A 13160-nucleotide genomic window follows, 5' to 3' on the forward strand; every position below is an offset into this window, starting at 1 on the left:
TCGTTAGAAGGGCAGTCCGCCTGCGAAGGCCGCCGGCGGGCGGGCGTCACTACCGCCCTGCCGGGAGGACCGATGAGGACCCGCAACTCCATCTGCACGTTCGCCGTGCTCGCCGCGCTCGCCGCGGGGTGCGGTGACGCCGCGGCGAGCGAGGACACCGTGGCCTGGACGAACGGGGTCTGCGGAGCACTGAGCGGCTTCACCCGGGCCGCCTCCACCGGGCCTCAGGTCGACTCGGCGAACCCGGCGGCGTCCGTGGAGGGCGTGCGCAGCTACCTCGGCTCCACCTCCGAGGAGGTCCAGCGGTCCCTCTCCGCACTGGACGCGGTCGGCCCCTCCCCCGTCGAGGGCGGCGACCAGTACGTCGCGCGCCTGGAGGAGGCGTTGCAGAGCATCCGGTCGGGCTTCGAGTCCGCCCGCGCGCAACTCGCCACGGTCGACACCTCGAACCCCGCGGCGCTCGCCACGGCCTTCCCGACCGCGGTGGCACCGTTGCAGGAGCTGCAGGGCCTGCCCGACCCCACCGAGGGCCTCCGTGAGAACGACGAGCTCCGCACGGCGGCCGAGCAGGCCCCCGCATGCCGCGACCTGCGGTCGACGGGTACGCCGACCGGCTGACGGCGAGGGCTGCCGCGCGTCGCGTTGAGCCGCACGGTGGCGCCGGTTCCCTCGGCCGGGTGAGGGTCGGTGCAGGGCGGATCGGCCGGACGGGCACACTGTTCGCGACCACGTCCCCAGCGCCGGGAGCAGACGCATGCCCCGTTCCACCCCGTCGGTCCTTCTCCTCTCGGCCGTCGCGGCCATGGCGTTCGGTACCGGCTGCACGTCCACGGTCTCGGGCGCCGCTTCCGCGGGCGGTGCCGCACCGGCCGCACAGGGCTCCGGAGACGCAGTGGCCTGGGTCGACCAGGTGTGCGGTTCCCTGCTGCCGTTCGTCCGGACGGCGGCCACGCCGCCGGAACCGTCCGAGGCCTCGAGCCCCGCCGAGCTCGTCGAGGACATCACGGGCTATCTGGACGAGGCGGAGAGCGCCGCCGGGTCGGCCGTCGACGGCATGGACGCTGCCGGGCCGTCGCCGGTGGCGGGCGGTGACGACGTCGTCGACCAGCTCGGCGAGACGCTCACGTCGCTGGAGAGCACGTTCCACGACGCCCGCACCCGCATCGAGGCGGTCGACGTGAACGACCGGCAGGCCCTCCTCAGCGAGGTCCCCGCCGCGGTCGGCTCGCTGGAGAAGCTCGCGGCCATGCCGAACCCCATGGCCGACCTGCAGGCCAGCCCCGAGCTGGATCGCGCGGGCCAGGAGGCGGCCAACTGCCAGCAGATCGAGCGCGAGTTCGAGGGCTGAGGCGCATGACCCGCTCTCCGCGCGGCCCGGCCCTGGTCGGCGCGCTCATCGCTGCCGTCATGGTCACCGCGGGCTGCACGACCACCCTCGACGGTGCTCCGATCGCCGATCCGGCGCCCGCCCCGGCCGAGGGCCCGGGCAGTGACCCCGTGGCCTGGGCCGACCGCGTCTGCGGCGCGGTGCTGAGCTTCGCGACGCCGGCCACGTCCGCACCCGACTTCACGGCGTCGGCCGATCTGCCGGCCGTCCAGCGGGAGTTCAGCGAGTACCTGGGCGGGGTCGTCACCGGTGTGCGGCAGGGCAAGGCCCAGCTCGCCGAGGTCGGGATGGCTCCCGAGCCCGCCGGGGACGACGCCGTGAGCCGCGCCGTGGCGGAGCTCGACGCACTCGAGGGCGACTTCACCGAGGTCAAGAGCACCGTGGACACGATGGACCCCGCTGACCCTGCGGGCTTCATGTCGACGCTGACCCGGGCGGAGTCGGCGCTCACCGAGGTCACCCCGCCCAATCCGGTCGGGCAGCTCGGCGACGCCCCGCGCCTGCAGCGGGCGGCCGAGCGCGCCGAGTCGTGCCGGCAGCTGTCGGCGCTGGGAACGGCCGCTCCCCGCTAGTACTCCGGGGAGGAGGGAAGGGTCCCTACCGCGGTGCCCGCTCGGCGTCGCCCGGGATGCCGAGCCCGATGCGGTAGTCCTCGCCCCAGTGCCGCAGCCCGTCGAGCACGGGGGCGAGCGTGCGCCCGAGGTCGCTGAGCCGGTACTCGACCTTCGGCGGGATCTCCGCGTAGACGGTGCGGCACACGATCCCGTCGGCCTCGAGCTCGCGGAGTTGGCGGGTGAGCATCCGCGCCGTGACCCCGGGCAGGGCCCGCTGCAGCTCGCCGAACCGGTGCACGCCCGTGCCGAGGTGCTCCAGGATGACGAGCTTCCACTTGCCGCCCACGACCTCCATCGCGAGCTCCACGGGGCAACGCTGCGCGGCGCGTCCGACCGTGTCGCGCATCGTGGCCTCCTCGACGGGTGTGCGGGCCGTGCCGAGCCTATCCGGCGGCGAGGGCGATCGCCTCGATCTCGATCTTCCAGTCGGGCCGGGCGAGCGCCGGGGTCTGTGCGATGGTGTCGGCCGGGTAGGGACGGGTGAAGTACTCGCGGCGCAGGGCGACGACCTGGTCGATCACCGCCATGTCGGTGACCAGGATCGTCACCTTGACGACGTGCTCCAGGCCGGAACCCGCGGCGCGCAGCACGCGGTCGAGGTTGGCGAACGCCTGGCGGGCCTGCGTGTCGAAGTCCTCGCCGACCGTGGTGCCGTGCTCGTCGATCCCGGCCTGCCCGGAGACGAAGACGAAGTCGCCCGCTCGGATCGCCTGCGAGATCGCGTACGGCTCGTACCAGTCGGGATCGGTGCTCACCTGCTGCCGGGTGATGGTCTCGGTCATGACGCCAGCGTGCGGCCGCCGCGTGCACGGCGACAAGTACGGTCTTCTTCTCTCCTTACTACACCTGCGTACAGCGAGCAGGTCAGGCCGACGCGCCGCGAACGGGCATACCGCAGATCGAACGCGTGTTCTACTCTGTGTTCCGTGTCGCAGCTGTCGATGTTCTCCGCGGAGGTCAGCCCTCCACAGGTGAGCGATCTGGCGGGACTGCTCTGCGGGCCCGGCCAGATCAGCCGCTTCGGGGCCGGTGACCAGGCGCGGCTCTCGATCGTCCTGGACGATCCCGCGCGCGCTCCCGCCGTCGCAGCCGCCTGCGCGGCGACCGGGATCACCGTCAGCACGGTCCGCACGGAGACGGGCGCCACGGCGGTGCGCACCGCGTTCCGCTGCGATCTCGTCGGCCTCGCGCGCGCCTGGACCCGGGGATCGGTCAAGACGGTGCCCCCGGAATGGCAGCTGGACGGCCGGGCGTTACGCCTGTGGGCACTGGCCGCGGGGCGTCCGGACGAGCGGGGCGGGTACCTACTGGCACTCGACCCGCACGCACCCGAGACCCACCTCGCGCTGGTCGCGGCCACCACCCGAGCGGGCATCCCGCCGGCCCGGGTGGGGAGCGCGTTGCGCATCAGCGGCACCCGCCGCGTCCGTAGGCTGGTCGAACTGGTGGGGCCGGTCCCACCGCGGGCAGACATGTCCGGCTGGCCGCGGTACTGGGGGAGAACGGCGTCTTGACGGGCTCGTTAGGCTCTCGCGGCGCAGGTCGGCAGCACGCCGATCCCATCCCGGTTCCGCAGCCCGGTGTGATCAGCGCAACACGGCGGGTGGGTGTGCGAACGTGAGGTTCCGGCACAAGCCGGTTCCGCGGCCACGCATACTCGGTGTCCTGGCCCCGTGCAACCCGGCACGGTCGGCCGGCAAGGACGGCCGGTGCGCGTGCCATGGTGGCGCGGTGCCAAGACAGCCGTAGACGATGGAGTAGGACCAGGTGGCAACCGGAACGACGAGTGCGAAGCCCTCGACCGCGAAGGCCGCGGGCAGCCGCAAGGCGGGTGGCGGCCGGGGTACCGGTACGCCCACCGCCGCCGCGAGCGGGCGACCGACGCGACGGCTGGTGATCGTCGAGTCCGGCACGAAGGCCAAGAAGATCCAGCAGTACCTCGGCCGTGACTACGTCGTGGAGGCCTCGGTCGGCCACATCCGCGACCTGCCCCGCGGGGCGGCCGACGTGCCGGCGAAGTACAAGGGCGAGTCGTGGGCGCGCCTCGGCGTCGACGTCGACAACCAGTTCGCGCCGCTCTACATCATCACGCCGGAGAAGAAGAGCAAGGTCGCCGAGCTCAAGGACGCGCTGAAGGACGTCGACGAGATCCTGCTCGCCACCGACCCCGACCGCGAGGGCGAGGCCATCGCCTGGCACCTGCTCGACACGCTCAAGCCGAAGATCCCGGTGCGCCGGATGGTCTTCCACGAGATCAGCGAGTCCGCCATCCGCGCGGCCGTGGAGAACCTGCGCGACCTCGACCAGGATCTGGTCGACGCCCAGGAGACCCGCCGCATCCTGGACCGGCTCTACGGCTACGAGGTCTCCCCCGTGCTGTGGAAGAAGGTCATGCCGCGGCTCTCGGCGGGCCGGGTGCAGTCGGTGGCCACGCGGATCGTCGTGCAGCGCGAGCGCGAGCGGATGGCGTTCGTCTCCGCCTCCTACTGGGACATCGCCGCCCAGCTCGACGCGGGCGCCGAGGCCTCGCCGCGGCAGTTCCCGGCGCGCCTGGTGGCCGTCGACGGCACGCGCGTCGCCACCGGCCGTGACTTCGGGCCCGACGGACAGCTCAAGAGCAGCGGCCGCAAGGACGCCGCCCGCGCGCTGGACGAGGCGAGCGCCCGCCGGCTGGCGCAGGCGCTGCAGGGCCGCGACCTCGCCGTCGAGTCGGTCGAGTCCAAGCCCTACACGCGCAAGCCCTACGCGCCCTTCATGACCTCCACGCTGCAGCAGGAGGCGGGCCGCAAGCTGCGGTTCACCGCCGACCGCACGATGCGCAGCGCGCAGCGGCTCTACGAGAACGGCTACATCACCTACCTGCGCACCGACTCCACCACGCTGTCGGACACGGCCATCCAGGCCGCCCGCACGCAGGCCCGCGAGCTGTACGGCGACGAGTACGTCTCGCCGCAGCCGCGCCAGTACACGCGCAAGGTCAAGAACGCGCAGGAGGCCCACGAGGCGATCCGCCCGGCAGGCGAGACGTTCCGCACGCCCGGCGAGGTCGCCGGCGAGGTCGACGGCGACGACTTCCGGCTCTACGAGCTGATCTGGCAGCGCACCGTCGCCTCGCAGATGGCCGACGCGCGCGGCACCACCGTCAGCATCCGGATCGCCGGCACGGCGGCCACCGGCGAGGACGTCACGTTCGCCGCGTCCGGTCGCACGATCACCTTCGCCGGCTTCCTCAAGGCCTACGTGGAGACCCTCGACGAGGGCAGCGACGGCCAGGCCGACGACGCCGAGTCGCGGCTGCCGGAGCTCACGAAGGGCCAGGCGCTCACCGCGGCGGAGCTGACGCCGGAGGGGCACGCCACCAACCCGCCGTCCCGCTACACCGAGCCGAGCCTGATCAAGGCGCTGGAGGACCTCGGCATCGGCCGCCCGTCCACGTACTCGTCGATCATCAAGACCATCCAGGACCGCGGCTACGTGTGGAAGAAGGGGCAGGCACTCGTGCCGTCCTGGGTCGCCTTCTCCGTGATCGGCCTGCTCGAGCACCACTTCAACCGGCTGGTCGACTACGACTTCACGGCCACCATGGAGGACGAGCTCGACGCCATCGCGCAGGGCAACCAGCAGCGCACCGACTGGCTGTCGGGCTTCTACTTCGGCGCCGCCCAGGGTGCGGAGGGCTCGGTGGCGCGAGCGGGCGGGCTGAAGAAGCTCGTCGGCGTCAACCTGGAGGAGATCGACGCCCGCGAGATCAACTCGGTGCCGGTGTTCGACGACGTCGTGGTCCGCGTCGGACGCTACGGGCCGTACCTGGAGCGCATGCGCGACGACAAGTCGCAGCGGGCCAACCTGCCCGACGACCTCCCGCCCGACGAGCTCACCCCGGAGATCGCGGAGCAGCTGTTCTCGGTGCCGCAGGAGGGCCGCTCGCTGGGCGTCGACCCGGTCACCGGGCACGAGATCGTGGCGAAGGAGGGCCGCTACGGTCCCTACGTCACCGAGATCCTCCCGGAGCCGGAGCAGCCCGCCGCGACGAACGGCGCCGCGAAGAAGAAGGCCCCCGCGAAGCCGAAACCGCGCACCGGCTCGCTGTTCAAGACGATGGCCACCGACACCGTCACGCTCGAGGAGGCCCTGCGGCTGCTGTCGCTCCCGCGCCTGGTCGGCACCGACCCGGAGAGCGGCGAGGAGATCACCGCGCAGAACGGCCGCTACGGGCCGTACCTGAAGAAGGGCACCGACTCCCGGTCGCTCACCGGCGAGGAGCAGCTGTTCAGCGTCACGCTCGAGGAAGCGCTGGAGATCTACAAGCAGCCCAAGCAGCGGGGCAGGCGCACCGCGGCCGCCACCCCGCCGCTGCGCGAGCTGGGCAAGGACGAATCCACCGGCCAGCCGATGGTGATCAAGGATGGTCGCTTCGGCCCGTACGTCACCGACGGCGAGACCAACGCGTCCCTGCGCCAGGGCGACGCGGTCGAGACCCTCACCGACGAGCGGGCCAGCGAACTGCTGGCCGAGCGGCGCGCCAAGGCCGGCACGACGAAGAAGAAGGCGCCCGCGAAGAAGGCACCGGCGAAGAAGGCCGCCCCTCGCAAGAAGGCACCCGCCAAGTAGAGCGTGGGCGCGCTCAGATCGCCAGCAGCGCCTTCACCGCCGCTGCCACGCGGCGGCCGTCGGCCCGGCCGTCGGCCGCTGCGGTGGCCTTCTTCATGACCTGCCCCATCTGGCGCGGCCCGGGCCGCTCGCCCAGCTCGGCCGTGGTCTGCTCCACGGCCTCGCGGGCGATCACGTCCAGCTCGTCGTCGGACAGCTGCGCCGGCAGGTACCGGGCCAGCACCTCGCCCTCGGCGCGCTCCTGAGCCGCGAGCTCGTCCCGGCCCGCGGCCGAGAACACCTCCGCCGATTCGGCGCGCTTCTTCGCTTCCGTGGCGACGATCGAGAGGACCTCGTCGTCGTCCAGCTGCCGTGCCTCGGTGCCGGCGACCTCGGCGTTGCCGATCGCCGTCAGCGTCATCCGCAGGGTGGCCTTCACCAGCTCGTCCCTGGACTTCATCGCCGCGGTCAGATCACTCCGCAGCCGCTCCTTGAGGGTGCTCACGGGAGCGCACGCTAATGCACCGGCCCGCCGACGTACCCTGCAGACGTGAACAGCTGGGCCCGGCTCGCACTCGGCGCGACCACGACGGGCGCCGCCGCCGTCGCCTACGCCGCGGGGTTCGAACGCCGCCACTGGACGCTCCGCGAGGCCACGCTCCCGGTGCTGGCGGCCGGCGCACGCCCGCTACGCGTCCTGCACATCTCCGACCTGCACCTCACGCCGAACCAGCGCAGCAAGCAGCGCTGGGTCGCCGGGCTCGCCGAGCTCGAGCCCGACCTGGTCGTCAACACGGGCGACAACCTCGCGCACCCGCGCGCCGTGCCGGCCGTCGTCGCCGCCCTCGGCCCGCTGCTGTCACGGCCGGGCGTGTTCGTGTTCGGCAGCAACGACTACTTCGGGCCCACCCCCAAGAACCCGGCGCGCTACCTGGTCAAGAGCTCCCGGCGTCAGCACGGCGCACCGTTGCCCTGGCGCGACCTGCGCGCCGCCCTGCTGGAGCGCGGCTGGCACGACGCCACGCACGCACGAGCCGCCCTCACCGTCGCCGGGGTCGACGTGGCCACCGCCGGCGTGGACGATCCGCACCTCGGGCTCGACCGGTACGACCGCGTGGCCGGGCGCCCCGGCGACGACGCCGGCCTGCGCCTGGGCCTCACCCACTCCCCCGAGCCGAGGGTGCTCGACCGCTTCGCGGGCGACGGGTACGACCTCGTGCTCGCCGGGCACACCCACGGCGGGCAGCTGCGCCTCCCCGGCGTGGGCGCCCTCGTCACCAACTGCGGCATCGACCGCTCCCGGGCCCGCGGAGCGTCCCGCTGGGGCTCCCACACCTGGCTGCACGTCTCGGCCGGCCTGGGCACGTCGCCGTTCGCTCCGGTGCGCTTCGCCTGCCCCCCGGAGGCCAGCCTGCTCACCCTCGTGCCGCGACCGTCGGTCACCACCGCGGAGCGGGCCACCCCCGCGTCGGCTCGCGCGGACGTCGGCTAGACTCGTCCACGGCCCTCGGGCCATCGGGGTGTGGCGCAGCTTGGTAGCGCGCTTCGTTCGGGACGAAGAGGTCGCAGGTTCAAATCCTGTCACCCCGACCAGAAAACGCCAGCTCAGGGCCGGTTCCTTCGCAGAGGAGGACCGGCCCTGAGCCGTTTGATGAGGTTCTGGGAGACGATCTTGTTTGGCGGGAGCCTCCGGCCCCGCCAGCAGCCCTTCCACATCTCGGTCAGGTCGTCGAGCAGCCGGCGGCGCATCGCGGCCGTCACGTGGGAGTAGCGACCCTGCACGGTGCCGTCCGCATGACCCCATCCGCTCATCCATCAGCGGCGGCGGAGTCCCGAGCTCCTGCATGAGCGTCTTGTGTGCGTGCCGGAGGCCGTGCGGCGCAACAGCACCGACGACGCCGGGCCGAACAGCACGACCAGCAGGCCGCCGACGCCGGGACCGGCGAGCACCAGCACGTCACCGATCTACGCGAGTCGCACCAGGTGGTGGCCGGCGCCGCTTCGGCGTGCTTCTCGGACGGATCACCACGTCCTGATCAGGGCCGAGGACCGTCGTCTCGGTGCGAGTCGCACGGCAGCGTCCTCGCGACCGCGCTCCTGTGCGTCTCGCACACCGGCCCGCCCCGATGATCGCCAGGACGACGCCCGCTGCCACGACAGCTCGCTGGTCGAGGAGCGAATCCCCGGGTGAACGGAACACCAGAGTCCTCCAGCCATGATCGAACAGCGCTGGTGTTCCGTTCACCCGCAGAACCGGAGCCCGAACGACTCCCGCGCAACCCGGGAAGCGGTCAGCTCGGCGGCACCCCGAACCGGCCCCGTGGCCCCGCATACCTGCTGCCCCGCTGGGCCGGTTCAGCACCTCCTTGGTGAGCTCGTCGGCTCGACGTGCACGTTTGTTGATTCGCACAGGTCGTGGACGATCCTCAGCCTTGGCGAAGAGGTCGCAGGATCAAATCCTGTCACCCCGACACACAAACGGTCAGAGGCCCCGCGAGGAGCTTCCAGCCAGGCCGTTCGTCGTCGTAGCGCCCCATGAGGCGTCAGGCGGGCACGAGCGCACCGGTCGGATCGCCGCTCTACCCTGCGACCGCGCACCGCTGGTCGTCTTCGCCTGCCACTCCGCGGGGATCCCGCCACGACATCGACCGGAGGTGGCGAACAGGCCCGCAAGGTGCGTCTCGACCAGGCGATGTCCCTCGGCCGGGGTGAGCGTCTCGAGCAGCACGTGGTTCGACACGCCCTCGGCGAGACAGATCAGCGTCATCGCCTCGGAGTCGGGGTCGCGGCCCGTAGCCAGCTGCCCGGCACCGGCGGCACGCCGCAGCATCTCGGCGAGCAGGTCCCGCAACGGGCGTAGCCCGTCGACGGTGATGGCGCGCAGCCGCGGGTCGTGCACGGCACGGGCCAGGTAGGCGACGTGCACCAGCAGCCCGGTACGGCTCTCCGGGCCGAGCGGCAACATCTCGGCGAGCGTCTCGCGGACCACCGACTCCGCATCGGGCGGCCGGCCTGTCCGCCGCGCAGACCAGCCAACCGTGGCGCGCTGCGGCGCTCGACGAGCTGTTCGACAGCCGGGCCGACGCGCGGCGTCGCTCGTCCGGATCCCGCTGGTCTACTCGCTGCCCATCGACACCATGGTGTGGCTCTCCGAGGCGCTGCGGTGGGGGACGATCGGCACGCTGATGGCGCGGAACCTCGTCTACACCCACACTGTCTGGCGCGATCTGCACGTCACCGAGCCCGACCCGTCCGGTTCGGCCGTCGCGCACCGGACCTGACGCGGACCATCGTCCAGGAGGTCGAGCTGACATGACTGACCTGGAAGGGCCCGCCATCCGCCGCCCGGCGCTGGTGCTGGTCATGTCCGAGCACCCGCCCGCGATCCGCGACGTCCTCGAGGCGAGCGGGGGACGCACCGTCGGTCCGCGGAGAGACGGTGCGGTGCTGTGCCTGTTCCGGACGGTGGCCGAGGCCGCCACAGCCGTGCTGGCGGCGCAGCGGCGGTTCCCGGTCACGGCCGGCGTGCACGTCGCCGACATGGATGCCGACGCCGACGCCCAGGCCGCGTTCCGCACGTGCGACGCGCTGGTCGCGGTGTCGGGTACGGGGCGCACGGTTCTCTCGGCCGACGCGGGGGCCGCGGTAGCCGACGCACTGCCGACCGGCGCGTGGCTGCGGGACCTCGGACCGCGCTCCCTGCCCGGCCGGACCGGGCCCGAGCCGACCTTCGAGCTGATCCACGACGACATCACGGGCGCGAGTTCGGCCGGCCACGCCGAACGACCGGCGCACAACCTGCCCGCGCAGCTGACCACCTTCGTCGGGCGCGTGGCCGAGCTGGCCACGCTGCGCGAACTGCTGGAGCACCACAGGCTCGTCACGGTGACCGGGGCCGGGGGGTCGGGGAAGACCAGGCTCGCGTGGCAGCTCGCCGCCGGCATGGCGGACAGCACCCCGGCCGGGGTGTGGTGGGTCGGCCTCAGCTCGATCACCGACCCGGACCTGGTCCCGCGGGCGCTCGCGTCGGCGGTGCACGCGTTCGTCGATCCCTCCGGTGACGTCGCGTCGGCTGTGGCGGCCCAGCTGCGCGGGCGCCACGCGCTCGTGTGCCTGGACACCTGCGAGCATCTGCTCGACGCCTGCGCACACCTGGTGCACCAGGTGCTGACGACCTGCCCCGAGGCCACGGTGCTGGCCACCAGTCGAGAGCGGCTCGGCGTGGCCGGCGAGCTGGTGTGGCGTACACCGCCGCTGGAGGCGGACGACGCCGCGCGGCTGTTCGGCGATCGCGCCGCGCTGGTGCGCGTCGACCCGGCCGATCCCGGCGAGGATGCGGTGGTGCGGGCGATCTGCCGTCGCCTCGATGGCCTGCCGTTGGCCATCGAGCTCGCCGCGGCGTGGACGCGGGTGCTCACCCCGTCGGCGATCGCCACCCGGCTCGACGACCGCTTCCGGCTGCTCGTCGGTGGCCCGCGCGGCGTGGACGACCGGCACCGCACGCTGGCCGCATCGATCGGGTGGAGCCACGACCTGCTGGCGGCGTCGGATCAGGCGCTGTTGCACGCGCTGTCGGTGTTCTCCGGAGGGTTCACCGCCGAAGCCGCCGCCGCGGTCTGCGGGGGCGACACGCTCGCCGGGATCACCCGGCTGATCGACAAGTCCCTCGTGGTCGTCGAGACGCGCACCGCCGAACGGTTCCGCCTGCTCGACTCGATCCGCGAGTACGCATCGCGCGAATTGCAGGCGGCGGGACGGTCGGCGGCGCTGCGCGATCGCCATCTCGACTTCTACGTCGCGTTCGCCGAATCCGCCGCGCCGAGGTTGGAGCGCGATCAGGACCGTTGGCGCGTCGCGCTGCTGGCCGAGCACGACAACCTGCGCGCCGCGCTGGAGTGGGGATTCGCTGCGCGCGATCCCGATCGCGCCCGGCGCCTGGCGGCCGCACTGGCTCGGTTCTGGTTCCTGACCACGCACGCGCGGGAAGGCCGGGGCTTCCTCGACCGGGCACTTGCCGCCGCGCCCCAGGACCGGACCGCCCTCCAGGCCTCCCTGCTGTCCGGCGCGGGGCTGCTCGCCATCGCCGGTGGGCTCTCGGCCGACGCCTGCCGCCTGGCCGAGCGGGCGCTGGTGATCGCGGACGCCCTCGACGACGACGCCAACCGGGGGCGCAGCCACCTCGTACTGGGCGCGGGACTCTTCTACACGGACCGCAAGGCGATGGAGCGACACAGTCGCGAGGCGGAACGGTTCGCCCTGACGGCGGGCGATCCGTTCGTCGTCGACGCCGGATGCCTGCTTCGGGCGCGGACGCGCACCAACATCGATCGGCACGCCGAGGCCGCGTCCCTGGTTCGAGGCCGGTTCGCCGCCGCCCGGGCACGGGGCGAGCGCGCCGTCGGCGGGTTCCTCCTGGCGGTGGAGGTGTGGGCAGCGCTGTTCACCGGGGACCTGCGCACGGCGACGAGGCTCGGCCGGGAGGCGGTGGCCACGACCCGTCCGCTCGGTGACCTGTACTCCTTCGGGCACATGACGGTCAACCTGGCCTGGGTCACCGGGCTCCGCGGTGACCTCGCCGCCGCCGAACGGTTGCTCGAGCCGATCCTCGGCACGGTCAGCGCCGCGGCCGGCCCCGAGTTGTTGAAACTGTTCGCGCTGGTGCCGGGCAAGCTGCGCCTGTGGGCGGGCGACCACACCGAGGCCGTGCGATGGTTCGAGACCGCGGCCCGGTTCGGCGAACCCGTGACCGACAACTGGCACGTCACACAGGCGTTGCCCGGCCTCGCCGCAGCGCAACGCAGACTGGGCCGTACCGACGAGGCCCGGATCCACGCCGAGCGGGCGTTGCGGCTGGCGGCCACACTGGACATGCCGCACATCCGGGCGGACGCGCTCGAGGAGCTGGCGTTCCTCGCCGCGACCCCGGGCGCGGAGGAGGACCTGCACCACCAGGCCCTGAACATCCGCACAGAGGCATCACTGTGGACGTTCGTCGTGCACAGCTACGACGCCCTCGCCGGCTGCGCGGCGACAGCGGGCGACCCTCGCAAGGCCGCTCGCGTGCTCGGCGCGAGCGACGCCGCCCGCACGAGCATGGATCATCCGCGCCCCCCGGGCGAACAGCCGGATCACGACGGGCTGCTGACCCGGCTGCGCGCCGACCTCGGCGCCGCCGCACTCGCCGACGCCATGGCGGAAGGAGCGGCGCTCTCGCGTGACGACCTGCACGCCTACCTGGTCCGTTCGCGCGCAACCCGGCGGCGACCTGTCACCGGGTGGGACGGGTTGACCCGCGCCGAACGCGAGGTCGTCGCCCTGGTCGCCGACGGCCTCACCAACCCGCAGATCGGGGCGCGGCTGTTCATGAGCCGGTCGACGGTCAAGACCCACCTCGCGCACGTGTTCGCGAAGCTGGGGATCACCAGCCGCGCCGAGCTCGCCGCCGCGGCCGCGCGCCACGCCGACCCCGACGCGTAGCCGCGCGCATCGGCCACCCAGCACGCGCCGGGTCGGCCGGCCGGCCGATGCGCGGACGGACCGCCGTGTCCACGATGGCTTCACGAGGCGGC

12 protein-coding genes and 1 tRNA gene are annotated in these 13160 nt (G+C 73.0%); 9 read left to right on the forward strand and 4 right to left on the reverse strand.

Going from position 1 to position 13160, the window contains the following annotated elements:
* Positions 1-72 precede the first annotated feature (72 nt).
* From CFP66_RS09885 to CFP66_RS09895, 3 genes are all read left to right on the forward strand, one after another.
* Complete coding sequence (locus CFP66_RS09885) at positions 73-618, forward strand: hypothetical protein (RefSeq protein WP_094922466.1); 546 nt, start codon at positions 73-75, stop codon at positions 616-618.
* A 136-nt stretch (positions 619-754) separates the two neighbouring features.
* The gene (locus CFP66_RS09890; protein WP_094922467.1) at positions 755-1348 is read left to right on the forward strand and encodes a hypothetical protein; all 594 of its coding nucleotides are present in this window, start codon (positions 755-757) and stop codon (positions 1346-1348) included.
* A gap of 5 nt (positions 1349-1353) precedes the next feature.
* Complete coding sequence (locus CFP66_RS09895; RefSeq protein ID WP_094922469.1) at positions 1354-1959, forward strand: hypothetical protein; 606 nt, start codon at positions 1354-1356, stop codon at positions 1957-1959.
* A 25-nt stretch (positions 1960-1984) separates the two neighbouring features.
* Here the strand turns inward: CFP66_RS09895 and CFP66_RS09900 are convergent, their stop codons facing one another.
* Together CFP66_RS09900 and CFP66_RS09905 are read right to left on the reverse strand one after the other, a co-directional pair.
* Positions 1985-2347 carry a helix-turn-helix domain-containing protein gene (locus CFP66_RS09900; RefSeq protein WP_094922471.1) on the reverse strand — a complete coding sequence of 121 codons (363 nt, stop codon included), beginning with the start codon at positions 2345-2347 and terminating at the stop codon, positions 1985-1987.
* 37 nt (positions 2348-2384) lie between these two features.
* The gene (locus CFP66_RS09905; protein WP_094922472.1) at positions 2385-2783 is read right to left on the reverse strand and encodes a RidA family protein; all 399 of its coding nucleotides are present in this window, start codon (positions 2781-2783) and stop codon (positions 2385-2387) included.
* A 144-nt stretch (positions 2784-2927) separates the two neighbouring features.
* On the opposite strand from CFP66_RS09905, the gene CFP66_RS09910 reads away from it, so the two are divergent.
* Together CFP66_RS09910 and topA are read left to right on the forward strand one after the other, a co-directional pair.
* Entirely contained in the window at positions 2928-3515 is a 588-nt protein-coding gene (locus CFP66_RS09910) for a hypothetical protein (protein ID WP_094922474.1), read from the forward strand.
* Positions 3516-3768: 253 nt separating this feature from the next.
* The gene (gene topA / locus CFP66_RS09915) at positions 3769-6612 is read left to right on the forward strand and encodes a type I DNA topoisomerase (protein ID WP_369805002.1); all 2844 of its coding nucleotides are present in this window, start codon (positions 3769-3771) and stop codon (positions 6610-6612) included.
* A gap of 13 nt (positions 6613-6625) precedes the next feature.
* Here topA and CFP66_RS09920 read toward each other — a convergent pair whose 3' ends face one another.
* Positions 6626-7096: a GatB/YqeY domain-containing protein gene (locus CFP66_RS09920; protein WP_094922475.1), complete on the reverse strand. Its 471-nt coding sequence runs from the start codon at positions 7094-7096 to the stop codon at positions 6626-6628.
* A 45-nt stretch (positions 7097-7141) separates the two neighbouring features.
* Between CFP66_RS09920 and CFP66_RS09925 the strand changes: the two genes are divergently transcribed.
* Complete coding sequence (locus CFP66_RS09925) at positions 7142-8083, forward strand: metallophosphoesterase (protein WP_094922477.1); 942 nt, start codon at positions 7142-7144, stop codon at positions 8081-8083.
* Positions 8084-8107: 24 nt separating this feature from the next.
* Positions 8108-8184: transfer RNA gene (locus tag CFP66_RS09930), tRNA-Pro, on the forward strand.
* A gap of 889 nt (positions 8185-9073) precedes the next feature.
* Here CFP66_RS09930 and CFP66_RS09940 read toward each other — a convergent pair.
* Positions 9074-9580, reverse strand: a complete 507-nt coding sequence (locus CFP66_RS09940) for a TetR family transcriptional regulator C-terminal domain-containing protein (protein WP_094922479.1) — start codon at positions 9578-9580, stop codon at positions 9074-9076.
* 49 nt (positions 9581-9629) lie between these two features.
* Here CFP66_RS09940 and CFP66_RS47100 point away from each other — a divergent pair, with 49 nt between their 5' ends.
* Together CFP66_RS47100 and CFP66_RS09945 are read left to right on the forward strand one after the other, a co-directional pair.
* The gene (locus tag CFP66_RS47100) at positions 9630-9872 is read left to right on the forward strand and encodes a hypothetical protein (RefSeq protein ID WP_143517197.1); all 243 of its coding nucleotides are present in this window, start codon (positions 9630-9632) and stop codon (positions 9870-9872) included.
* A gap of 31 nt (positions 9873-9903) precedes the next feature.
* Complete coding sequence (locus CFP66_RS09945) at positions 9904-13068, forward strand: LuxR C-terminal-related transcriptional regulator (RefSeq protein ID WP_094922480.1); 3165 nt, start codon at positions 9904-9906, stop codon at positions 13066-13068.
* The last annotated feature ends 92 nt before the right edge of the window (positions 13069-13160 follow it).

It is taken from the genome of Pseudonocardia sp. MH-G8 (genome assembly GCF_002262885.1).
Lineage (GTDB): Bacteria > Actinomycetota > Actinomycetes > Mycobacteriales > Pseudonocardiaceae > Pseudonocardia.